Origin of the sequence: Sulfitobacter sp. R18_1, from assembly GCF_017743915.1 — a bacterium.
Taxonomy (GTDB): domain Bacteria; phylum Pseudomonadota; class Alphaproteobacteria; order Rhodobacterales; family Rhodobacteraceae; genus Sulfitobacter; species Sulfitobacter faviae.
Genome location: NZ_JAGHRG010000006.1, coordinates 50,141 through 72,547, shown reverse-complemented (window position 1 = coordinate 72,547; position 22,407 = coordinate 50,141). Strand labels below are relative to the sequence as shown.

Below are 22,407 nucleotides of genomic sequence, written 5' to 3'. Positions count from 1 at the left end.
TTAGCGCACCTTCAACGTCGCCAGACCCAGCAGGGCGAGGATCAGTGAGATGATCCAGAAACGGATCACGATCTGCGGCTCGGCCCAGCCCTTTTTCTCGTAGTGGTGGTGGATCGGCGCCATCAGGAAGACCCGCTTGCCGGTGCGTTTGAAGTAGAGCACCTGCACGATGACCGAGAGCGCTTCGACCACGAAGAGCCCGCCGACCACTGCCAGCACCAGCTCATGCTTGGTGGCCACGGCGATGGCGCCCAAAGCCCCGCCAAGCGCCAGCGAGCCGGTGTCGCCCATGAAGACGGCGGCGGGCGGCGCGTTGTACCACAGGAACCCGAGGCCGCCACCGAAGAGACCGGCGGTGAAGATCAGGATCTCGCCCGTGCCCGGAACATAATGCACGTCAAGATAATCGGTGAAGTCGACCCGCCCCACGGCATAGGCAATGACGCCAAGCGCTCCGGCGGCGATCATCACCGGCATGATGGCCAGACCATCCAGTCCATCGGTCAGGTTCACCGCATTGGCCGAGCCGACGATCACGATGATGGCGAAAGGCACGAAGAGCACCCCGAGGTTGATCAGCGTGTCTTTGAACACCGGCAGCGCAAGCTGGTACTGCAACTCTGCCGGATGGTATTGCGCGGCCCAATAGCCCGCGATGCCCGCGATCAGAAAACCTAGCAAAAGCCGCAGCTTACCCGGCACGCCATCGGTGTTTTGCTTACTGACCTTGGCGTGGTCGTCGGCATAGCCGATGGCGGCGAAACTCATGGTGACGAAAAGCACCAACCAGACGAAAGGATTGTCGAGCCGCGCCCAAAGCAGGGTCGAGGTCAGCAAGGCCCCCACGATCAGCAGCCCGCCCATGGTGGGCGTGCCCGCCTTGGCGAAATGCCCCTCTGGGCCGTCATCGCGGATCGGCTGGCCCTTGCCCTGCCGCTTGCGCAGCACTTCAATCAGCGGTTTGCCGAAGATAAAGCCGAACACCAATGCCGTCAGAAACGCCCCGCCCGCGCGGAAGGTGATATAGCGAAACAGGTTAAAGAAATCGCCGCCATCCGACAGCAGCGTCAACCAATAGAGCATATATCGCGTCCTAACTCATCATGTGGGGTGAATCGCCGATCAGGCGGTCGGGACCGGATGGCCCATTTTGCGGATGGCGTCAACAATACCGCCCAGCTTCATCGAAAGCGACCCTTTGATCAGCACGACATCGCCGGAATCGAGCCTTGCGCGGAGTCCTTGCAACATCTCTTCGGCGGTTTCCGTCCAATCGCCGCGCTGATGTTCGGGCAGATTGTCGTAAAAGGCTTTCATCAGCGGACCGACGCAATGCACCACGTCGAGCGCGCGGGTGGCTTCGAGATCGGCCAGACCGGCGTGCAGTGCCACGGCCTCGGGGCCGAGTTCTTTCATATCGCCGACAAAGGCAATCCGCCGCCCTTTGCTGACGCGCCCGATGTCATGGGTGACTTCCGAGGCGGCCAGCACCTCAAGCGCGGCGGCCATGGAGGTCGGGTTGGCGTTATAGCTGTCGTCGATCAATTCCAGCGCCAGATAGGTGTCTACGGAGTCGAGCTGGATGCGCTCGCGCACACCGCGCCCGGCATAGGGCGACCAGCGGCCCAGCGATTGCACGGCCAGCGCCCGATCCGCGCCAAGCGCCTCGGCCACCGCCAGCGCGCCAAGCGCGTTCATCGCGAAATGCCGCCCCGGCGTGGCGATCTTGAAGATCAGCGGCGCGCCTTCGACCTCGGCCTGTGCCACGGTGGCATCGCCTTGCACCTTGACCTCGCCCAGCTTGTAGTGATGCCCTGCCTGCCCAAAGGTAGTCTCGCGCAGGCCGCGCTCCAGCGCTTTGGCCAAGACGATATCGCTATGCGCGTGGTCGGCGTTAATCACCGCCACGCCACCCGGCTCCATCCCGTCGAAGATGCTGGCCTTTTCCACCGCGATGGCGGCGACATCCTTGAAGGCTTCGAGGTGGACGGCGGCGACATTCGTCACCATCGCCGCATCGGGCCGCGCCTGTTTGGCGAGGGGGGCAATCTCTCCGGGGTGGTTCATCCCGATCTCGATCACCGCGTAATCGGTATCGCGCGGCATCCGCGCTAAGGTCAGCGGCACGCCCCAATGGTTGTTATAGCTGTCGACGCTGGCATGGGCGCGGCCCTGATCGCCAAAGATCGCCAGCAGCATTTCCTTGGTCGAGGTCTTGCCGACGCTGCCGGTCACCGCTGCCACCTCAGCCTGCGGGCCGAGCCGCGCGCGCCCTGCCCGGCCAAGCGCTTCGAGCGCCTGCTGCACATCCTCAACGATCAGCAGCGGCGCATCCGTGGCCACGCCTTCGGGGATATGGGTCACGAGCGCGGCAGCGGCCCCTTTGTCGAGCGCTTGGGCCACAAATTCATGCCCGTCCCGCGCGGCCTTGAGTGCGACGAAGAGATCGCCTGGCTGCAAGGTCCGCGTGTCGATCGAGACACCGTTGCAAGCCCAATCGCCCTGCGCCTGCCCGCCCGTGGCCTTCGCCGCTTCGCTCGCTGTCCAAAGGCTCATGCCAGTCTCCCGTCCAGTGCCGCCACGGCCACGCTGGCCTGTTCCACATCGTCGAAAGGCAGCACGTCGTCGCCCACGGTCTGCCCGGTCTCATGCCCCTTGCCCGCGATGAGCAGCGCGTCGCCCGGCTCTAGCGCATCCACACCGCGCAGGATGGCTTCGGCGCGGTCGCCGACTTCCATCGCGTCGGGTGCGCCGCCCAGCACGGCGGCACGGATGCTCGCCGGGTCTTCGCTGCGCGGGTTGTCGTCGGTGACGATGACCATATCCGCATGTTCCGCTGCCGCCTGCCCCATCAAGGGCCGTTTGGCCCGGTCCCTATCCCCGCCCGCGCCGACAATGGCGACGAGCCGGCCCATCACATGCGGGCGCATGGCGGCGAGCGCCGTGGCCACTGCATCGGGCGTATGAGCGTAATCGACGAAAACCGCCGCGCCATTGTCGCGGGTGGCGGCAAGCTGCATCCGGCCCCGCACGGTCGTGAGATGCGGCAGCGTGTCGAAGACCTCTTGCGGGTCGGCGCCGCAGGCGATGACCAGCCCTGCGGCCAGCAAAACGTTATCGCCCTGAAAACCGCCGATCAGATTGAGCCGCTTTTGATAGGTCTTGCCGCGCCAGCTAAAGCGCAGGTCTTGGCCCGTGGCATCGAACCGCTGGCCTTGCAGATGCAGATCGCCCCCGTCGCGACCCACAGTGATCACCTCACAGCCCCGCGCGCGGGCGATGGCTGCGATGTCGACGCCTTTTTCATCGTCGATATTGACCACAGCCGTGCCATCTTCGGGCAGGACACGGGCGAAAAGCGCCGCTTTGGCGGCGAAATAGGCCTCGAATGTCTCGTGATAGTCCAGATGGTCTTGGGTGAAGTTGGTAAAGCCCGCCGCCTTGAGGGTCACCCCATCCAGCCGCCGCTGGTCGAGCCCGTGGCTCGACGCTTCCATCGCGGCATGGGTGATGCCATTCGCCGCCGCCTCGGCCAGCGTGCGGTGCAGGGTGATCGGCTCGGGCGTGGTATGGGCCAAGGGGGCGGCCCATGCGCCCTCCACCCCGGTGGTGCCGAGGTTTACGGCAGGCAATCCCATCTCAACCCAAATCTGACGCACGAAGGTCGAGACGGAAGTTTTCCCATTGGTGCCCGTGACCGCGATCATCGTGGCGGGCTGGCCGCCGCACCAAAGCGCCGCCGTGCGCGCCAGCGCCTCGCGTGGGAGGTCGGAGACCACAAGCGCGGCATCCGAGCCCGCCAGTTCCTCGGCGGCGAGTTTGGCGCCCGCCGCATCGGTCAGCACCGCCGCCGCGCCCATGCGCAGGGCGTATTGAATGAACTCTGCCCCATGCACACGGCTGCCGGGCAGAGCCGCGAAAAGCGTGCCCTCGCGCACTTCACGGCTGTCGACCGCGATGCCGGTGATCATGGGGTTGGCCCCCGCCCGCGCGGTCAGCCCGAGGGAGGAAAGGGGTACGGCCCGGTCGGTCATAGAGATGTCTTTTCAGTTGCTGCTGGTCAGCGTTAGCACAGCGTCGTTCACCGGTTCAACAGCGGGGCGCAGCCCCAGCAGAGGCGCGATGCGGCGCACCATCTCGGCGGCCACGGGCACGGCGGTCCACCCTGCCGTGCGGCGCGGTTTCGGGCCCGAAGTCTCGACCGGTTCGTCCAGCGTGACGATCAGCACATATTTCGGATCGTTGATCGGAAATATGCTGGCGAAAGTGTTGATCACCTTGTCATCGTAATAGCCGCCCGTGGGCTTGGGCTTGTCGGCGGTGCCGGTCTTGCCCGCGATCTGATAGCCCGGCACCTCGGCAAAGCTGGCCGTGCCATCGGTCACCACCTTGCGCAGCATCATCCGCGCCTGCGCGGCGGTCTCTTCGGACATGACGCGGGGGCCGAGTTGGGGGGCCGATTGTTTCAGCAACGTGGGCTTTACAGCCCGCCCGCCATTGGCGATGGCGGCATAGCCCGCGGCAAGGTGCATCGGCGTGCTCGACAGCCCGTGGCCGTAGGAGATTGTCACGCTCGACAGCTCGGTCCAGCGGCTCGGCAAGAGCGGCTTGCCGCCCGAGGCTTCAACGATCTCAAAGGGGGTCGGCTCAAAGAAACCGAGGCTTTTGAGGAACTCCTGCTGCCGTTCGATACCGATTTCCAGCGCCATGCGGCCTGTGCCCCGGTTCGAGGAATGCACGATGATGTCGGCAACGCTCAGTTTGCCGTAGTTCTTGTTGCGGAATTCACCGATGCGGAAGCCACCAACCTTCATCGGGCCGGAGGTGTCGATGATCGTGTCGGCGTTGAACAGCCCCAGTTCCACCGCCTGTGCGGCGGCGAAAATCTTGAAGGTCGAGCCCAGTTCATAGACCCCCTGCACCGCGCGGTTGAACAGCGGGCTGTCGGAGGCATCGCCTTGGGTCAAAGGCCGGGGCCGGTTGTTGGGGTCGAAATCCGGCAGCGAGGCGACCGAGATCACCTCGCCCGTGTGCACATCCATCAGAATGCTGGTGGCCCCCTTGGCGTTCATCAGCTTCATGCCGCCATAAAGCACCCGCTCCGCCGCGGCCTGCACGGTGAGGTCGAGCGACAGCTCTAGGGGTTTGTTGCCATTGGCCGGGTCGCGCAGATAGTCGTCGAAATACTTCTCGGCCCCCGCCACACCGATCACCTCCGCGGCATGGACGCCTTCCTTGCCATAGCTCGCCCCGCCCAGCACATGGGCCGCAAGCGCGCCATTGGGGTAAAGACGCATGTCGCGCGGCGCGAACAAAAGCCCCGGATCGCCGATATCATGCACGGCCTGCATCTGTTCGGGGCTGATTTTCTTCTTGATCCACAAGAACTTGCGCTTGCCTGTGAAATCCTTGATCAGGCGCTCTTCTTTCAGGTCGGGAAAAATTTTGACCAGCTTTTTCGCGGCCATCTCCGGGTCGATCATGTGGCGCGGCTGCGCGTAGAGCGCGTGGGTCTCAAAGTTGGTCGCCAGCAGGTTGCCGTTGCGGTCCGTGATATCCGCGCGCGAGGCCGAGATCACGGCCCCCGGCGCATGGCCGCGCGGCTCAGACGGTTCCGACATCGCCAGCAGCCCCATGCGTCCGCCGATCACGGTGAAAGCACAAAGAAAACAGACCCCCAGCACCAGAAGCCGCCCCTCAGCGCGCATCCGCGCCTTGTCACGCATCTGCTCATGGCGGATGCGCTTGTTCTCACGTTCGATCGCATCGGGGTTTTCCCCCTTCTCGCGGGCCTCGAGGATGCGGGCCAGCGGGCGCAGCGGGGTGCGGATCATTCAATCTTCTCCTCGGAAAGACCGTTCAGCGCCTCGTAATTCATGGTCGAGACATCCACAGGATCGGTGATCGGCAGCATGGGCTGGGGCGGATAGGCGACTTGATCGACCTGACCGAACTGGCCGGGATGCAGCGGCAACAGGCCCAGACGGTCAAAGTTCAGATCCGCCAGATCGCGCAGCCGGTCCGGGCGGTTCTGAAAGGCCCATTCGGCACGCAGCACGGCCAGACGGGCATGGGCCGCGCGGATATTGGCATGCAGCCTGTCGGCATCGCTCAGCGCCTGCTGGGTCGCGTAATTCTCGCGGTAGGCCCAGAAGGCCAATCCAACCACGGCAATGGTGGTGAGGATATACATCACCGTGCGCATCACTCAGATCCCCCTGACCATCGGCATGCCGATGGTTTTCGCGTCAATCTCACCACTGGGCGCGTCGGTGCGCGTGGCGACCCGCAGCTTGGCCGACCGGCTGCGCGGGTTCTCTTCCAATTCCTGCGCGTCGGGGCCAATCGCCTTGCGGGATTTCAGCGTGAACTGCGGCGGCGCCTGTTCAAGCGCGGGGGCGAAACGGTTGGCATTGCCCCCGGCCCCGGCACGCGCGGTGAGGAAGCGTTTGACCATGCGGTCCTCGACCGAGTGAAAGGTCACCACCGCCAGCTTCCCGCCCGGCTTCAACGCCCGCTCGGCGGCCATAAGCCCCTGAAAAAGTTCGCCATATTCATTGTTCACCGCAATCCGCAGCGCTTGGAAACTGCGGGTTGCCGGATGGCTCTGGCCGGGCTTAGCGCGCGGCAGGCAGCCTTCAACCAGTTTGGCCAATTCCAATGTGGTGGTGATCGGCGCGTCTTCGCGGGCGCGGACAATCGCCTTGGCGATCCGGCGCGAGGCGCGTTCTTCGCCATATTGAAACAGGATGTTGGCGATCACCTCTTCCTCGGCCTCGTTGACCAGATCGGCAGCCGAGGGGCCATCTTGGCTCATCCGCATGTCGAGCGGGCCATCTTTCATGAAGGAAAAGCCACGCTCCGCCTGATCGAGCTGCATGGAGGAAACGCCGAGGTCCAGTACCACACCATCGAGGTCTTCGGCATACTCATCCATGCGCGAGAAAACGCCCTGTTGCATGGTGATCCGATCGCCATAGTCCCCGGCCCATGACGCCGCCATCTCAAAGGCCAGCGGATCGCGGTCGACAGCCACAACACGCGCGGCCCCGGCTTCCAGCAAGCCACGGGTGTAGCCGCCCGCGCCAAAAGTGCCGTCCAGCCAGACCCCCTCTACGGGCGCCACGGCAGATAGGATCGGGCGCAGCAGAACGGGGGTGTGAGGGGCGGAAGGGTCAGAGGCAGCAACCATTCCCTCAGATCTCCATATCACCATCAAGGAACGAGAGCGGATCGACATCGTCGGGCAGTTCCTGCTGCCATGCCTCTTCCTCGGTCTCGTAGGTTTCGGGCTTCCAGATTTGGAAGGTGTCACCGGCGGCGATAAAGAACGCCTCGCCGTTGAGTTCGATCTTGTTGCGCAGCTTGGCGGGCAGCACCAAACGGCCTGTCTCATCTACCGTCGTGGGGAAAGACTGGCCGTGGAACAGACGCTGAAGCGCCTTGCGCTGCATGGAGCCCCGCGGCATGCGGTCGATCTTGGCGTCAACCTCTTCGATGGCTTCCATGGTGTAGCATTCAAGGAAATTGCGGCGGTGGTCGCCATAAACAATGACCAGCTCGGGATTGTCGCCGTTTTTCCAGTTCGGGTCGCCAGCCTCCAACACACGCCGAAAAGAGGCTGGGATAGACACCCGCCCCTTCGTATCGACCTTGTGGTGGCTTTCGCCTCTGAACCTGCGGCTCACTTGTTGTCCCTGCCTCTTGCGCCTTTGCGCTTAAACTCGTTATTCGCCTCAATCCCCTGCCCCGGAAATGGAAACGGCGGGTTGATCTGCTGCCACTGATCAACCCGCCGCCCACGTCCCGCAGCTTGGCGGGGGAAGTCCGACTGCGCGCGCCACCTGGGGGGATGTCTGCTCGCTCGCGCGCCGGATCTCTTTGGTCTGATGAAAGCGAGGTGCCTGTATGAAACCTGCTAGGTTTTGATTTATTTTGGGGTCGTTTGCTGCCCCGTGTCCCGTTCTCATCCGATGCATTAGGGATGCCATGGGAATTGATGGGCGTCTAGATATTTTTTGGATTTCCGCCCAATATTTTGTTTTGCACAGGCTGTGAGAACAACATCTGGTATAACTTTTCGGGCGCAGCGTGGCTTAATTTGGGATCGCTTAAGTCTGAAACACTATATCTTGTTAACGAATTGCGACCTGCACAATATCCCACAGTTTCCCACTAAAATTTGCTCACATAGTTATCCACAGGACGTGTTCGTTGCCTGTTCCGCAGAATGCCCTCAGGGCGTTCGGATTGCATACCAATTCCCATGACTGCGAATCGGGTAAGACCCCCAATGAAGCAAGGGGCGCCCATGATTTCCCAGACTTCCCATGCATTCCCGCGACTTTTCCCATGACCTCCCAGCGGCCCATGCTTTCCCAGCCGCGCAGCCCCTCCCGACAGCGGTATCTTGTCCTTTCGGCCCACGCACGGCATGTAATGGCGCGAAACGGAGGGAGTGCATCATGATCCAAGCCACGGCTCTATTCACCCACGCGCTGAACATGCTTTTTCACGCGCCCTCAACCACGCTGCGGGTGATCCTGCCTGCGGTGCTTTGGGTGATGGGGGCCGCCGCCGCCGCGGGCCTGCTGGCGGGGGATGCGCTTGGGGCCATGGATCAGGTGATCGAGAACGCCGCCCCGCCGCCTGCGGGTCAACTTCTGATCCTGATCGCCTGCGGGCTGGCGGGCATTCTTGGCTATGCGCTGATGGCCATCCTCTGGCACCGCTATGTCTTGCTTGATCACGACGGGAGCGCCCTGCGCCCGGGCATGGGGCTGTTCTGGGCCTATGTCTGGCGGGCTATCGTTCTGGGCTTCGTGCAGTTTCTCGCGGCCATTCCCATCGGCCTCGCCATGCTACTTCTGGGCGGGCTGACCGGGTCGAGCCCGGCGGCACTGCTGTTGATCGGGCTGGTGGCAGGGGTGGCCTTCCTCTGGCTGGCGCTGCGGCTCAGCCTCGTGCTGCCCGCCGCCGCTCTGGGCCACGTCATGTCGGTCCGCGACAGCTGGCGCGCGACCGAGCCTTTGGCCGGCACGCTTTGGGCGCTGGCCGTATTGCTGGCGGTGGTGAATACGTTGCTCGGCGTGATCGCCAGCATGTTGCTGCCCGCCGACCCCGGCCTGCGACTGATGCTGGATTCCCTGCTCTATCTTATAGAGGGGCTGGTTTTCGTCTCGATGCTGACCACACTTTACGGCCACCTGATCGAAGGGCGCGAGCTGGGCTAACCGCCCGCGCCGCCCTCATCAGGCCATACCACCGTCGATCAAGCCCTTTGCGAGCCGGGCATAGGCATCGGCCATCGGCCCCTCGCCCGCGGCGACTGGCGTACCGCTATCCCCGGCCAAACGGGTCTCGAGATCAATCGGCAGGCTGCCCAAAAGCGGCACGCCCATCTTCTCGGCCTCCGCCGCCACACCGCCTTGGCCAAAGATCTCATGCTGAGAGCCGCAATCGGGGCAGACGAATGTCGACATATTCTCGATCAGTCCCAGCACCGGGGTTTTCAATGTGGCGAACATGTCGAGCGCCTTGCGCGCGTCGATCAAGGCCACGTCTTGCGGAGTGCTGACCACGATGGCGCCCGAAAGCTCGGACTTGGTGCAGAGCGTCAGTTGCACATCGCCGGTGCCGGGTGGCAGATCGACGAGCAGCACGTCCAGCTCACCCCATTCCACCTGCCCGAGCAACTGCTGCAGCGCGCCCATCAGCATCGGCCCGCGCCAGACGACGGCCTTGCCCTCTTCCAACATGAAGCCGATCGACATCATGGTGACGCCATGGGCCTGCAAGGGAATGATCGTCTTGCCGTCGGGGCTGGCGGGGCGCTTGTTGACCCCCATCATGCGCGGCTGGCTGGGCCCATAGATATCGGCATCCAGAAGTCCCACCTTGCGCCCGGCCCGCGCCAGCGCCACGGCAAGGTTGGAACTGACGGTAGATTTGCCCACCCCACCCTTGCCCGAGCCGATGGCGAGGATGCGCTTCACGCCGCTGGGTTTCATCGGCCCCTCTTGCGGCTTGGGATGCCCACCGACCTTAAGACTGGGCGCTTTCGGTGCGGGGCCATGCGCGGTCAACGCGACCGACACATCACCCACCCCCGGCAGATCGCGGACCACCTGCTCTGCCGCGTCGCGCAACGGTGCCATCTGCCGCGCGACATCGGCATTGGGCGCTTCGATGACGAATCGCACCTTATCGCCTTCGACCACCAGCGCGCGGACCAGATCATGGGACAGCAGGCTCTTGCCGTCGGGCAGTTGCACCCGCGCGAGCGCCGCTTCGACTTCTGCTTTGGTCACAGACATGCGCAAATTCTCCTCTATTACGGCTTCTGAAATGGCAGGTTCTGCGCCAAGCGCAAGGGGACGGCCCTTTTTGCATAGGGAAGAGGCGCAATGCCCAAGGATTACGCAGGGGTACCATGTTTTTGCCGCATAGCAGCATTGCAAAAAGAAATATTGTGCACCCGCAGCAATTAGCGCTAACTTAGGTCCATAGGCAGGGCCAAGCGCCCCGCTTTCGGAAAGACCAGACACATTCTTCCTCCTCCCGAATGTGTCTGATTTTACCAAGACTTGGATGCATCCACTCCTCCTCCCGGATGCAGGCAAGTTTGGAAAGACCAGACGCGTCCATCCTCCTCCCGGATGTGTCTGTTATTGGCGGCGACATCTACCTCCTCCCAGATGTCGTCGCCCCCTTTCCCCCCCCTCCCATATATGACAGTTTTATGACCCTGCGCCCTTTTGCCGCGCGAGCAAAACCGTTTTTTATCAATAAGTTGCGCCATTCAGAACCTATGCGATTTCTGCATAGCGGCATTGCCTTTATGCCCGTTGTGCAAATGCAGAAAGGGCGTAAATAGCAGGCAACGAGATGATCCACAGATGAAAAAAGAGGCGCCGAAATGGCTTACATGAACACAACCACCGCAAACACAACTTCCGTCTTCGCCCGTATCGGCGGCGCATTCGAAGCACTGGCGACCCGCTACAAACAGCACCGTCTGTACCGTGAAACTTTCGACGGTCTGAGCGCGCTGAGCAACCGCGAACTGGCCGACCTTGGTCTGAGCCGTTCCGAACTGCGCCGCGTCGCATGGGAATCTTCCCGCGGCTAAGCAGAGATAGAGATCGGACGTCAGAACCCCTCCCTGTTCTGTCGTCTGAAAGCCGGGGTGCGCGTCACTTTCCTCCTCCCTGAATGAGGCGGACCCCGCAAGGAGACCCGAAGCCGACCCTCCCTCGACGCTTCGGGCCGACATAGAAACGGCGGCACCTTCCTCCCAAGGTGTCGTCGTTTTTGTTTGTAAGGTCCTGTGCAGGCAGGCTTTTGGCAGCCCGCCACAGGATTTAGTTTAGAAGGGAACGTCTTTCCCGCCGGTCAAGAAACGTGAGACGACCTTTTTGGTCCCGGCCTTCTCAAAGGCGACTTCCATCTTGTCACCTTCGATGCCAATCACTTCGCCATAGCCGAATTTATCATGGAAAACGCGCTCACCCATCTCAAAAGCGGCGACCGCTTGCATGTCGATCGTCACATTGCGGCTTTCGCGCGGCTGGCTGGTGCCCCGCGCCCCGCTGCGGGATTGCAGGCGCTTCCAGCCCGGTGAATTATAGACATTCGCGCTTGCCGCGCGGTCATGTAGATCCGATTGCGGCATGGCCGCGCCAAAACCACCGCCGTAAAGCCCCGGCGGGGTCAGCACATCCACGTGTTCTTCGGGCAGCTCATCAATGAAACGCGACGGCATCGCATTTTGCCATTGGCCAAAGACCCGGCGATTGGCGGCGAAAGAGATGGTGCAAATCCGCTCCGCCCGGGTGATGCCGACATAGGCCAGCCGCCGCTCCTCTTCGAGCCCCTTCATCCCGCTTTCATCCATCGAACGCTGCGAGGGGAACAGCCCATCTTCCCAGCCCGGCAGGAAAACCATGGGGAATTCCAAACCTTTGGCCGCGTGCAACGTCATGATCGAGACCTTCTCGCCATCGCCCTCCTGCTCATTATCCATGATCAGGCTGACATGTTCGAGGAAGCCCTGCAGGTTCTCGAACCCCTCCAAGGCTTTGACCAGTTCCTTGAGGTTTTCCAGCCGCCCCGGCGCTTCGGGCGTTTTGTCAATCTGCCACATGCCGGTATAGCCGCTTTCGTCGAGAATCATCTCGGCCAATTCGACATGAGACACTTCAGGCGGGCCGTAATCCACCCGCAGCGGCGCGGCACCATCATCGAGCACCGAGTCGTCTTCGCTGATCTCGATCCGCGGACCTTGCAGCATGGATGACCAACGGTCGATCCCGTCGATCAAAAGCCGCAGTTGCGCCGCCCCTTTGCCGCTGATCCCGCCATGGGCGAGAAGGATTCGCGCGCCTTCGACAAGGTTCACCCCATGATCCCGCGCCGTGCGCTGGATTTTCTGCTGCGCCTTCTCGCCCAAACCCCGCTTGGGCGTGTTCACAATCCGCTCGAAGGCGAGATCATCATCGGGGCTGGTGACCACGCGGAAATAGGCCATGGCGTCGCGGATTTCCAAACGCTCATAGAATCGCGGGCCGCCAATCACTTTATAAGGCAGGCCGATGGTCAAAAACCGGTCTTCAAAAGCGCGCATCTGGTGGCTCGCCCGGACGAGAATCGCCATATCGTCAAGCGAGAAGGGGTCGAGCCCCCTCGTGCCGCGCTGCGCGGATTCGATCTCATCCCCGATCCAACGCGCCTCTTCCTCGCCGTCCCAATGGCCAATCAGGCGGACCTTTTCGCCCTCGGTCTCTTCGGTCCAGAGAGTCTTGCCCAAACGCCCCTCATTGCCCGCGATCACGCCCGAGGCGGCGGCGAGGATATGGGGGGTCGAGCGGTAATTCTGCTCAAGCTTGACCACATGGGCGCCGGGGAAATCCGTTTCAAACCGCAAGATGTTGCCCACTTCAGCCCCGCGCCAGCCATAGATCGACTGATCATCGTCCCCCACGCAGCAGATGTTCTTGTGCCCCTGCGCCAAAAGCCGCAGCCACAGATATTGGGCCACGTTGGTATCCTGATATTCGTCGACGAGGATATATTTGAACCAACGCTGATACTGCGCCAACACATCCGGGTGCGCCTGGAAAATCGTCACCATATGGAGCAGTAAATCGCCGAAATCGGTCGCGTTCAATTCGATCAGACGGCGTTGATATTGCGCGTAAATCTCCGGCCCGCGGTGATTGTATGCCCCGGCATCCGCGCTCGGGATCTTGTCCGGGGTCAGCGCGCGGTTTTTCCAGCCGTCGATGATCCCCGCCAGCATCCGCGCGGGCCAGCGTTTGTCGTCGATCCCCTCTGCGGCGACCAATTGTTTGAGCAGGCGCAACTGGTCATCCGTATCAAGAATCGTGAAATTGCTTTTCAGCCCCACCAATTCCGCATGCCGCCGCAGCAGCTTGACGCAAATCGCGTGAAAGGTGCCGAGCCATGGCATCCCCTCAACCTGCTGGCCCAGCATCTGGCCCACGCGGGTCTTCATTTCCCGCGCGGCCTTGTTGGTGAAGGTGACCGCCAGAACCTCATGCGGGCGCGCGCGCCCGGTGTTGAGCAGATGCACGATTCGCGCCGTCAACGCCCGCGTTTTGCCGGTGCCCGCCCCGGCGAGCATCAGCACGGGGCCATCCAAAGTCTCGACCGCGGCCCGTTGGGCGGGGTTCAACCCCTCCAGATAAGGCTGCGGACGCGCGGCCATGGCGCGGGCGGACAGGGAGGCGCCCTCAAAGGCGTCCATTTCGTCAAAATCACTCATGCCCGCAATCTAGCGCGTCCGGGGTACGAGATAAAGAGACGTTCCTTAAATGTTCTTTCGAAAGATATTCAAGTCCCGATTTGGTGCCGCCGCGAGCAAAACCGGGTGAATTTAAAATGCGGGGGAAATCTTTACCCGTTGATAATGCTTTGGCGGCAATGTGCTGACACAACGATAAACGAGAGGAACCGCTCATGTTCAGAAACGATGATACTTCGGTACTGCGCCGAGAGATTGACCGGTTCAAACTGCCGATGTTCATTGCGGAATTGAACGCCGACAGCGGGCATTTCGAACTTTTGGCCCTCAACACCGCCCATGAGGCGCATAGCGGCATGGTGATGAGTGAGGTGATAAACCGCCCCCTGCACAGTTTCATGCCCCATGAAGAGGCCGAGGCGGTCAATGAACGCTATGCGCGCTGCGTCTCGAACGCGGGGCAAATCCGCTATCGCGAGATGCTGCATATGCCACGCGGGCCGCTGATTTGGGATACCACGCTGCATCATGTGCAATCCTACCGCGGTCTTGACCGGGTGGTGGGCAGCGCGATTGTCGTGGAGCGCGTGCAGCGGGACAACCGCGATACCCTCGCTTTTGAAGATGTGCGCTATTTCGCGGCGACATCTTCGTTCAAACTCGAACAAATCTCGACGGTGCTGGATGCCGCCGAAAAGGGGCTGATCGATCCGGCGAAGCTTACCGGGTCGGCGGGGATGCTGGCCGGGCTCTGCCGCGCCATCGACAGCACCATGCAAGAGCTACGCTCAATCGCGCAGGAACGGCTGGACGCTGAGGCCAATCCGACCGTTCATCTGATTGACATGGAAGGCGCCGCCGCCAGCGAAGGCGACGAAATCGAAGCAGCCATCGCGGCGCTTGTGGATATGGCGGACAACCTACCCACACCGCCGGGCCGCAAGGTAAGCGAGGCCGCCCCCCTCGCCCGCTCGGCGTTCCGTCAGTAGGGCTCCGGCGCCCGACCAAGACGGCAGCACTCTCAACCGATTTCCGACGCGGCCGCACCATCTGGACAATCCGTAACCCTTTGGCGCAAATGCCGCCATGGACCTACATGCAACCTACCCCGCCCTTTCGGACCTTCGCAGCCGCGCGCAGTCGCGCCTGCCTAAATTCGTTTGGGAATACCTTGATTCCGCCACCGGGACGGAGGCCACCAAACACCGCAACCGCGCGGCCCTAGACCGCGTTGGGCTGATGCCCTCGGTGTTGCACGGCGAATTCACGCCTGACCTCAGCGTCGATCTGATGGGGCAAAAGCTCCCCCTGCCCTTCGGCATGTCCCCTTTGGGCATGTCCGGCCTGATCTGGCCCGATGCCGAAGCCCATCTTGCCCGCGCGGCGGATCGTGCTGGCATCCCCTTCGGCCTGTCCACCGTGGCCGCGACCTGCCCGGAAGATGTAGCGCCCCATTTGGGCGCGCATGGTTGGTTCCAACTCTACCCCCCGCGCGACCCGGAAATCCGAACCGATATGCTGGCGCGGGCCAAGGCTGCGGGTTTCACGACTTTGGTCCTGACCGTCGACGTACCGGTCGCCTCGCGCCGTGAGCGGCAGACCCGTTCTGGCCTGACCAGCCCGCCCAAACTGACCCCGCGACTGATGGCGCAGGTCGCGATGCGCCCGGCTTGGGCAATGGGCATGGCCCGCCTGGGTCTGCCGCATATGAAAATGCTCGACAAATACACCGAAGGCACGGCCACCGCGAACCTGCCGCCGACCGCGCATGTGGGCTATCTGCTGCGCACCGCGCCCGATTGGGATTATCTGCATTGGCTGCGCGACCACTGGCAGGGTCCGCTGGTGATCAAAGGCGTGCTGCGCCCCGAAGACGCCACGAAGATGGAAAAGGCCCGGGCCGATGCGATCTGGGTCTCGAACCACGCGGGCCGCCAGTTCGACGCGGCCCCCGCCAGCGCCGAGGCGTTGCCCGCCATTCGTGCCGCCACGAAACTGCCCGTGATCTTTGACAGCGGCGTGGAATCGGGCCTCGACATTCTACGCGCCTTCGCGCTCGGCGCGGATTTCGTCATGCTGGGCCGGGCCTTCCACTTTGCCCTCGCCGCCCTTGGGCCGCGCGGGGTCGATCACCTGATCGATGTGCTTGCCCGCGACCTGACCGCCAATATGGGGCAGCTTGGCGCACGGAACCTGCGCGACCTCCCTCCCCCCTTTGATCTGTCGCCGCTCTGATCGGAAAGCTTGCAGAAATGTGACAAAGACGGCCACAGCCCTCTTGCGCTGCACCGCAGCATCCCTAAGCTGCCTTTAAAACCAGCAGGGGAGACCAGCCAGTGACCGATTTTAAAAAGATCCTGATCGCGAACCGTGGTGAGATCGCGATCCGCATCATGCGCGCCGCCAATGAGATGGGCAAGAAAACGGTCGCGGTCTACGCCGAAGAGGACAAGCTGGGCCTGCACCGTTTCAAAGCGGATGAGGCCTATCGCATCGGTGAAGGTCTCGGCCCCGTCGCGGCCTATCTCAGCATTGACGAGATGATCCGCGTGGCCAAGGCGGCGGGTGCCGATGCCATCCATCCGGGCTATGGTCTGCTGTCGGAAAACCCCGAGTTCGTGGACGCCTGCGAGAAGAACGGCATCACCTTCATCGGCCCGCGGGCCGAGACGATGCGCGCCTTGGGGGACAAAGCCTCTGCCCGCCGCGTCGCGATGGAGGCGGGCGTGCCCGTCATCCCCGCCACCGAAGTGCTGGGCGAAGACATGGACGCGATCCGCGCCGAGGCGGCCGAGGTCGGCTATCCCCTGATGCTCAAAGCCTCTTGGGGTGGCGGCGGGCGCGGGATGCGGCCGATCATGTCCGAAAAGGAACTGGAAGAGAAAGTCCGCGAAGGGCGCCGCGAGGCCGAAGCCGCTTTTGGCAATGGCGAGGGCTATTTGGAAAAGATGATCCTGCGCGCCCGCCATGTCGAAGTGCAGATCCTCGGCGACAAACAGGGCGACATTTACCACCTTTACGAACGCGACTGCTCGGTCCAGCGCCGCAACCAAAAGGTCGTCGAACGCGCTCCCGCCCCCTACCTGAGCGAGGAGCAACGCGCCGAAATCTGCGAATTGGGCCGCAGAATCTGCGCCCATGTGAATTACGAATGCGCAGGTACCGTCGAATTCCTGATGGATATGGAAACCGGGAATTTCTACTTCATCGAGGTGAACCCCCGCGTACAGGTCGAACATACCGTCACCGAAGAGGTCACCGGCATCGACATCGTTCGCGCGCAGATCCTCATCGCCGAGGGCAAACCGCTGGCCGAAGCGACGGGCAAGGCGCAGCAAGAGGACATCACCCTCACCGGCCACGCTCTGCAAACCCGCGTCACCACCGAAGACCCGCAGAACAATTTCATCCCCGACTATGGCCGCATCACCGCCTACCGCTCGGCCACCGGCATGGGCATCCGGCTCGACGGCGGCACGGCCTATGCGGGCGGGGTCATCACACGCTATTACGACAGCCTGCTGACCAAGGTCACCGCCAAGGCGCCGACGCCCGAGATGGCCATCGCCCGGATGGACCGCGCCCTGCGCGAGTTCCGGGTGCGCGGGGTCAGCACCAACATCGCCTTCGTCGAGAACCTGCTGAAGCACCCGACGTTTCTAAGCAACGAATACACCACCAAATTCATCGACGAGACGCCCGAGCTGTTCCAGTTCGAGCAACGCCGCGACCGTGCGACCAAGGTGCTGACCTATATCGCCGACATCACCGTCAACGGCCATCCGGAGACCAAGGGCCACGCCCTACCCGCCGCCCATGTGCGCGACCCCAAGCCGCCCGTGCTGCGCGGCGAGCCGCAGATGGGCACGCGTAACCTATTGGAACAAAAGGGCCCCGAGGCGGTGGCCGAGTGGATGGGCCAACAGCGGCAACTGCTCATCACCGACACCACCATGCGCGATGCGCATCAGTCGCTCTTGGCCACGCGGATGCGCAGCCTTGATATGATCAAGGTTGCCCCCGCCTATGCCGCCAATCTGCCGCAGCTCTTCTCGGTCGAATGCTGGGGCGGGGCGACTTTCGATGTGGCCTATCGCTTCTTGCAGGAATGCCCGTGGCAACGCCTGCGCGACCTGCGCGCGGCCCTGCCCAATGTGATGACCCAGATGCTGCTGCGCGCCTCCAACGGGGTGGGCTATACAAATTACCCCGACAACGTGGTGCAGAAATTCGTGGCCACGGCGGCCAATACCGGCGTCGACGTGTTCCGCGTGTTCGACAGTCTCAACTGGGTTGAGAACATGCGCGTGGCGATGGATGCAGTCGTAGAATCCGGCAAGATTTGCGAGGGCACGATCTGCTACACGGGCGACATCTTTGACCCGGACCGCGCGAAATACGACCTTCAGTATTACGTCAACATGGGCAAGGATCTAAAAGCCGCCGGCGCGCATGTGCTGGGGCTGAAAGACATGGCAGGCCTGTTGAAACCCGCCCAAGCCCGCGCGCTTGTCAAGGCGTTGAAATCCGAGGTTGGTCTGCCGATCCATTTCCACACCCATGACACGGCAGGCAGTGCCACGGCCACCATCCTCGCGGCCTCCGAGGCGGGTGTCGATGCGGTCGACTGCGCGATGGATGCGCTTTCGGGCAACACGTCTCAGGCGACGCTCGGCACCGTGGTCTCGGCCCTGCAACATACCGACCGCGACACCGGGATCGACATGAAGGCCGTGCGCGAAATCTCTGATTACTGGGAAGAAGTTCGTGGCCATTACGCGGCCTTTGAGACCGGCATGCAGGCGCCCTCCTCCGAGGTTTACCTGCACGAGATGCCCGGCGGCCAGTTCACCAACCTCAAGGCGCAGGCCGCCTCTATGGGGCTGGAAGACCGCTGGCCCGAGGTGGCGCGCACCTATGCGGACGTGAACCAGATGTTCGGCGATATCGTGAAGGTCACGCCTTCGTCCAAAGTGGTGGGCGACATGGCGCTAATGATGGTCTCCCAAGGGCTGACCCGGGCGCAGGTCGAAGACCCGAATGTCGATGTCTCCTTCCCCGACAGCGTGATCGACATGATGCGCGGCAACCTCGGCCAGCCGCCGAATGGCTTCCCGGCGGGCATCGTCAAGAAGGTGCTGAAAGGCGAGACGCCGAACACCGAACGCCCCGGCAAACATCTGGCACCTGTCGATCTAGAGGCCGTGCGTAAGGAGCTTTCCGAGCAGTTGGACGGCCTGCAGATCGACGACGAAGACCTCTGCGGCTATCTGATGTATCCCAAGGTGTTCCTCGACTACATGGGCCGCCACCGCGTCTATGGCCCGGTGCGCACCCTGCCCACGCATACCTTCTTCTACGGCATGGAACCGGGGGCGGAGATCTCGGCCGAGATCGACCCCGGCAAGACCTTGGAAATCCGTCTTCAGGCCGAATCTGAGGCCGGAGAGGATGGCGAGGTGAAGGTCTTCTTTGAACTCAACGGCCAGCCGCGGGTGATCCGCGTGGCGAACCGGCTGGTCAAGGATGCCACCGTGCAGCGCCCCAAGGCCGAGGCGGGCAACCCCGATCACATCGGCGCGCCAATGCCGGGGGTTGTGGCTTCCGTTGGGGTGAAAGCGGGCCAGCCGGTCAAGGCGGGCGACCTGATCTTGACCATCGAAGCAATGAAGATGGAGACGGGCCTCCACGCGGAACGCGATGCGGTGGTAAAGGCCGTGCATGTGCAGGCCGGTGGCCAGATCGATGCGAAGGACCTGCTCGTCGAGTTAGAGTAAATCACCCCCGGGCGCGGCCCCTTGCCGCGCCCCCACAAGGAGCGAGCCGATGTACCTCTCTGCGATAACCCTGATCGTCCCCGACTATGACGCCGGCATCGCCTTTTACTGCGGCGTCATGGGGTTCGAACTGACCGAGGACGTCGATCAAGGCCGCAAACGCTGGGTCCGCGTCACCCCGCCCGGCGCCGAGACGGGGTTCGTTCTAGCCCGCGCGGAGGGAGAGGCGCAGCGCGCAGCCATCGGCAATCAGGGTGCAGGCCGTGTTTGGCTGTTCTTGAAGGTCAAGGATTTCGCGGCGGAATTTGACCGCCTGACCGCTGCGGGCGTGACCTTCGAAGAAGAACCGCGTCATGAGCCCTATGGCAAAGTGGCCGTTTTTGGCGATCCTTTCGGAAACCGCTGGGATTTGCTGGGTGATTGACCCCTCCCGCGGCTCCGCGCCGCATTGCCATTGCCCGGCCGACCGCTATCTTAGCTCTTGACTGAGCCTGAGCGATCCCATGCCCTACGAATGGACCACCCCGCCCCGCGCCAATCCGCAGCAGATGCGCCTTTGGCCGCATCAATCCCTGCCCGCGCGCGGTTTTGCGGCCTTTATGCTGGCCACATTTACGCTGGCGATGATTCCGCTTTTTGCCATGCTCGGCACCGCCCTGCTCTGGGGGCTGCTGCCCTTCGTACTTCTGGCCTTGGGAGCGGTCTATTGGGCCTTGCAACACAATCACCGCGCCCGCCAGATCGAAGAGGTGCTGACCCTCGACGACACCACGGCGCGGCTGGTGCACACCACCGCCAAAGGCGAGGTCAAGGATTGGGACTGTAACCGCTACTGGACCCAAGTGAAGAAATACGACGATGATGGCCCCGTGCCGCATTACGTCACCCTACGCGGCGAGGGCCGCGAGGTTGAGATCGGTGCCTTTCTCAGCGAAGAAGAGCGGATTGCGCTTTACGACGATCTGGCACGGCATCTGCGGAACTGAAAAGGGCCAGACCTTGCGGCCCAGCCCTCTGGTTTTTAACTCAGCCGCGGCTCAGCTCAGGCGGTCTTTGATAACCGGGCCCACCGCGCCAAAATCCATCTGGCCGGTATAACGCTCTTTCAGCAGCCCCATGACCTTGCCCATGTCGCGGATCGAGGTCGCGCCAACATCGGCCACGGCCTTATCCACCGCGGCGGCGGTTTCGGTGACGCTGAGCTGCCTTGGCAGGAATTCTTCGATCACCTCGACCTCTTCGCGCTCGCGCTCCGCAAGGTCCAGCCGTCCGCCCTCTTCATAGGCGCGCGCCGATTCCTGACGCTGTTTGGCCATTTTGCTGAGGATGCCCAGTACCTCGGCATCCGACACGCCCTCATCCTTGCCGTTGGCCCGGGCGGCGATGTCCTTGTCCTTGATCGCGGCATTGATCAGCCGCAGCGTCGAAAGCCGGTCCGCCGCCTTGTCTTTCATGGCCTGTTTCAAAGCATCCGAGATGCGCATCCGCAATGACATGGTGGTTTCCTGTGTTTCGCTAAATCCAAGGGTCGCAGCTTAGCGGCTCTCTCCGCGCGGAGCAATGGGGGGCGACCATAGGTAAACCCCTGTTCTGAAACGATATCTCATTTCCCTCCGCCTATTGACCCCGCGCCCGCGCGGGATTAGGTTGCCACCCGTTTACCCGCCCCTTTCTGCCCGGAGACTGCCCCATGTCCGCGCCCGCTCGCCCACGCCCGACCGCCTGCCTTGCCCTTGCGGATGGATCGATTTTCTACGGCATGGGTTTTGGCGCGACCGGCCAGACCGTGGCGGAGTTGTGCTTCAACACCGCGATGACCGGCTACCAAGAGATCATGACCGACCCGTCCTATGCGGGCCAGATCGTGACCTTCACCTTCCCGCATATCGGCAATGTCGGCACCAACCCCGAAGACGATGAGACCGGCGATCCGGTCGCCGCGGGCATGGTCGTCAAATGGATGCCCACCACGCCCAGCAGCTGGCGCAACATCCAGCCGCTGTCGGATTGGCTAGCCGCGCGCGGGCGCATCGCCATCGGCGGTGTCGACACCCGCCGCCTGACCCGCGCGATCCGCCAGCAAGGCGCGCCGCACGCCGCCCTCGCCCATGACCCGGATGGTAACTTCGACATCGAAGCGCTGGTCGCCGCCGCGCGCGACTTTGCCGGGCTCGAAGGGATGGATCTGGCCAAGGACGTGACCTGCGCGCAGACCTATCGCTGGAACGAGATGCGGTGGGCATGGCCCGACGGCTACGCGCCTCAGACCGAAGCCAAGCACAAGGTCGTCGCCGTGGACTATGGCGCGAAACGCAACATCCTGCGCTGCCTCGCCTCTGCGGGCTGCGATGTCACCGTGCTGCCCGCCACCGCGACCTATGACGACATCATGGCCCATAAGCCCGATGGCGTGTTCCTCTCGAACGGTCCCGGCGATCCGGCGGCGACGGGCGCCTATGCCGTGCCGATGATCCGCGAGGTTCTGGACAAGACCGATCTGCCGGTCTTTGGCATTTGCCTTGGCCACCAGATGCTTGCGCTGGCCCTCGGCGCAACCACCGTCAAGATGAGCCACGGCCACCACGGCGCCAACCACCCGGTCAAGGATTACGACACCGGCAAGGTCGAGATCACCTCGATGAACCACGGTTTCGCTGTCGACGGGCAATCCCTGCCCGAGGGCGTGCGCGAGACGCATGTCTCGCTCTTTGACGGGTCGAACTGTGGCATCCGCGTCGATGGCCGCCCGATCTGGTCGGTCCAGCACCACCCCGAAGCCAGCCCCGGCCCGCAAGACAGCTACTACCTGTTCGAGCGGTTCAGCGAGGCGATGGCCGAGCGCAGCGCGTAAAATTTTCTACATGC

The 22,407-nt window shown here is 62.8% G+C and carries 18 protein-coding genes; 8 read left to right on the top strand and 10 right to left on the bottom strand.

Going from position 1 to position 22,407, the window contains the following annotated elements; all coding sequences use genetic code 11:
• From mraY to mraZ, 7 genes are read right to left on the bottom strand one after another with little or no spacing between them, the layout of a single operon-like run.
• Positions 1-1,083, bottom strand: coding sequence for a phospho-N-acetylmuramoyl-pentapeptide-transferase (gene mraY, locus J7392_RS12950; protein WP_168611989.1), 1,083 nt, complete (start codon positions 1,081-1,083; stop codon positions 1-3).
• Between the two features lie 39 nt (positions 1,084-1,122).
• Positions 1,123-2,556 (bottom strand): UDP-N-acetylmuramoyl-tripeptide--D-alanyl-D-alanine ligase, encoded by a 1,434-nt coding sequence (gene murF / locus J7392_RS12945; RefSeq protein ID WP_209217912.1) that lies wholly within the window; start codon positions 2,554-2,556, stop codon positions 1,123-1,125.
• A complete protein-coding gene (locus J7392_RS12940; protein ID WP_209217911.1) occupies positions 2,553-4,034 on the bottom strand; it encodes a UDP-N-acetylmuramoyl-L-alanyl-D-glutamate--2,6-diaminopimelate ligase in 1,482 nt (493 codons plus the stop codon). Before J7392_RS12940 ends, murF begins: the two co-directional genes overlap by 4 nt.
• A 12-nt stretch (positions 4,035-4,046) precedes the next feature.
• Complete coding sequence (locus J7392_RS12935) at positions 4,047-5,834, bottom strand: penicillin-binding protein 2 (protein WP_209217910.1); 1,788 nt, start codon at positions 5,832-5,834, stop codon at positions 4,047-4,049.
• The gene (locus J7392_RS12930) at positions 5,831-6,205 is read right to left on the bottom strand and encodes a cell division protein FtsL (RefSeq protein WP_209217909.1); all 375 of its coding nucleotides are present in this window, start codon (positions 6,203-6,205) and stop codon (positions 5,831-5,833) included. The genes J7392_RS12935 and J7392_RS12930 overlap by 4 nt, the downstream gene beginning before the upstream one ends.
• 3 nt (positions 6,206-6,208) lie before the next feature.
• Positions 6,209-7,192, bottom strand: coding sequence for a 16S rRNA (cytosine(1402)-N(4))-methyltransferase RsmH (gene rsmH / locus J7392_RS12925; RefSeq protein ID WP_209217908.1), 984 nt, complete (start codon positions 7,190-7,192; stop codon positions 6,209-6,211).
• Positions 7,193-7,196: 4 nt separating this feature from the next.
• A complete protein-coding gene (gene mraZ, locus J7392_RS12920) occupies positions 7,197-7,688 on the bottom strand; it encodes a division/cell wall cluster transcriptional repressor MraZ (RefSeq protein ID WP_209217907.1) in 492 nt (163 codons plus the stop codon).
• A 777-nt stretch (positions 7,689-8,465) separates the two neighbouring features.
• Here mraZ and J7392_RS12915 point away from each other — a divergent pair.
• Positions 8,466-9,233, top strand: a complete 768-nt coding sequence (locus J7392_RS12915) for a hypothetical protein (RefSeq protein ID WP_209217906.1) — start codon at positions 8,466-8,468, stop codon at positions 9,231-9,233.
• Positions 9,234-9,251: 18 nt separating this feature from the next.
• Here J7392_RS12915 and J7392_RS12910 read toward each other — a convergent pair whose 3' ends face one another.
• The gene (locus J7392_RS12910) at positions 9,252-10,316 is read right to left on the bottom strand and encodes an Mrp/NBP35 family ATP-binding protein (protein ID WP_209217905.1); all 1,065 of its coding nucleotides are present in this window, start codon (positions 10,314-10,316) and stop codon (positions 9,252-9,254) included.
• Positions 10,317-10,918: 602 nt separating this feature from the next.
• Here J7392_RS12910 and J7392_RS12905 point away from each other — a divergent pair.
• Positions 10,919-11,131, top strand: coding sequence for a DUF1127 domain-containing protein (locus tag J7392_RS12905; protein WP_067262642.1), 213 nt, complete (start codon positions 10,919-10,921; stop codon positions 11,129-11,131).
• A 237-nt stretch (positions 11,132-11,368) separates the two neighbouring features.
• Here the strand turns inward: J7392_RS12905 and J7392_RS12900 are convergent, their stop codons facing one another.
• A complete protein-coding gene (locus tag J7392_RS12900) occupies positions 11,369-13,786 on the bottom strand; it encodes a UvrD-helicase domain-containing protein (protein WP_209217904.1) in 2,418 nt (805 codons plus the stop codon).
• A 194-nt stretch (positions 13,787-13,980) separates the two neighbouring features.
• On the opposite strand from J7392_RS12900, the gene J7392_RS12895 reads away from it, so the two are divergent.
• The 5 genes from J7392_RS12895 (at position 13,981) to J7392_RS12875 (ending at position 20,528) form a co-directional block, all read left to right on the top strand.
• Positions 13,981-14,754, top strand: coding sequence for a hypothetical protein (locus J7392_RS12895; RefSeq protein WP_209217903.1), 774 nt, complete (start codon positions 13,981-13,983; stop codon positions 14,752-14,754).
• Positions 14,755-14,851: 97 nt separating this feature from the next.
• Positions 14,852-16,000: an alpha-hydroxy acid oxidase gene (locus tag J7392_RS12890; protein ID WP_209217902.1), complete on the top strand. Its 1,149-nt coding sequence runs from the start codon at positions 14,852-14,854 to the stop codon at positions 15,998-16,000.
• A 101-nt stretch (positions 16,001-16,101) separates the two neighbouring features.
• Positions 16,102-19,542 (top strand): pyruvate carboxylase, encoded by a 3,441-nt coding sequence (locus J7392_RS12885; RefSeq protein ID WP_209217901.1) that lies wholly within the window; start codon positions 16,102-16,104, stop codon positions 19,540-19,542.
• A gap of 49 nt (positions 19,543-19,591) precedes the next feature.
• Positions 19,592-19,966 (top strand): VOC family protein, encoded by a 375-nt coding sequence (locus J7392_RS12880; RefSeq protein WP_209217900.1) that lies wholly within the window; start codon positions 19,592-19,594, stop codon positions 19,964-19,966.
• A 79-nt stretch (positions 19,967-20,045) separates the two neighbouring features.
• The gene (locus J7392_RS12875) at positions 20,046-20,528 is read left to right on the top strand and encodes a DUF2244 domain-containing protein (protein WP_067262658.1); all 483 of its coding nucleotides are present in this window, start codon (positions 20,046-20,048) and stop codon (positions 20,526-20,528) included.
• 51 nt (positions 20,529-20,579) lie between these two features.
• Here the strand turns inward: J7392_RS12875 and J7392_RS12870 are convergent, their stop codons facing one another.
• Complete coding sequence (locus J7392_RS12870) at positions 20,580-21,038, bottom strand: GatB/YqeY domain-containing protein (protein ID WP_067262660.1); 459 nt, start codon at positions 21,036-21,038, stop codon at positions 20,580-20,582.
• 194 nt (positions 21,039-21,232) lie between these two features.
• On the opposite strand from J7392_RS12870, the gene carA reads away from it, so the two are divergent.
• Positions 21,233-22,393 carry a glutamine-hydrolyzing carbamoyl-phosphate synthase small subunit gene (gene carA / locus J7392_RS12865; protein ID WP_209217899.1) on the top strand — a complete coding sequence of 387 codons (1,161 nt, stop codon included), beginning with the start codon at positions 21,233-21,235 and terminating at the stop codon, positions 22,391-22,393.
• The last annotated feature ends 14 nt before the right edge of the window (positions 22,394-22,407 follow it).

Bases quoted from the DNA above. Each gene is read 5' to 3' on its own strand.
- J7392_RS12915 (WP_209217906.1), top strand. From the start codon at position 8,466: ATGATCCAAGCCACGGCTCTATTCACCCACGCGCTGAACATGCTTTTT.
- rsmH (WP_209217908.1), bottom strand. From the start codon at position 7,192: ATGGTTGCTGCCTCTGACCCTTCCGCCCCTCACACCCCCGTTCTGCTG.
- J7392_RS12890 (WP_209217902.1), top strand. From the start codon at position 14,852: ATGGACCTACATGCAACCTACCCCGCCCTTTCGGACCTTCGCAGCCGC.
- mraY (WP_168611989.1), bottom strand. From the start codon at position 1,083: ATGCTCTATTGGTTGACGCTGCTGTCGGATGGCGGCGATTTCTTTAAC.
- J7392_RS12910 (WP_209217905.1), bottom strand. From the start codon at position 10,316: ATGTCTGTGACCAAAGCAGAAGTCGAAGCGGCGCTCGCGCGGGTGCAA.
- J7392_RS12900 (WP_209217904.1), bottom strand. From the start codon at position 13,786: ATGAGTGATTTTGACGAAATGGACGCCTTTGAGGGCGCCTCCCTGTCC.
- J7392_RS12875 (WP_067262658.1), top strand. From the start codon at position 20,046: ATGCCCTACGAATGGACCACCCCGCCCCGCGCCAATCCGCAGCAGATG.
- carA (WP_209217899.1), top strand. From the start codon at position 21,233: ATGTCCGCGCCCGCTCGCCCACGCCCGACCGCCTGCCTTGCCCTTGCG.
- J7392_RS12895 (WP_209217903.1), top strand. From the start codon at position 13,981: ATGTTCAGAAACGATGATACTTCGGTACTGCGCCGAGAGATTGACCGG.
- J7392_RS12940 (WP_209217911.1), bottom strand. From the start codon at position 4,034: ATGACCGACCGGGCCGTACCCCTTTCCTCCCTCGGGCTGACCGCGCGG.
- J7392_RS12930 (WP_209217909.1), bottom strand. From the start codon at position 6,205: ATGCGCACGGTGATGTATATCCTCACCACCATTGCCGTGGTTGGATTG.
- murF (WP_209217912.1), bottom strand. From the start codon at position 2,556: ATGAGCCTTTGGACAGCGAGCGAAGCGGCGAAGGCCACGGGCGGGCAG.
- J7392_RS12880 (WP_209217900.1), top strand. From the start codon at position 19,592: ATGTACCTCTCTGCGATAACCCTGATCGTCCCCGACTATGACGCCGGC.
- J7392_RS12870 (WP_067262660.1), bottom strand. From the start codon at position 21,038: ATGTCATTGCGGATGCGCATCTCGGATGCTTTGAAACAGGCCATGAAA.
- J7392_RS12935 (WP_209217910.1), bottom strand. From the start codon at position 5,834: ATGATCCGCACCCCGCTGCGCCCGCTGGCCCGCATCCTCGAGGCCCGC.
- J7392_RS12905 (WP_067262642.1), top strand. From the start codon at position 10,919: ATGGCTTACATGAACACAACCACCGCAAACACAACTTCCGTCTTCGCC.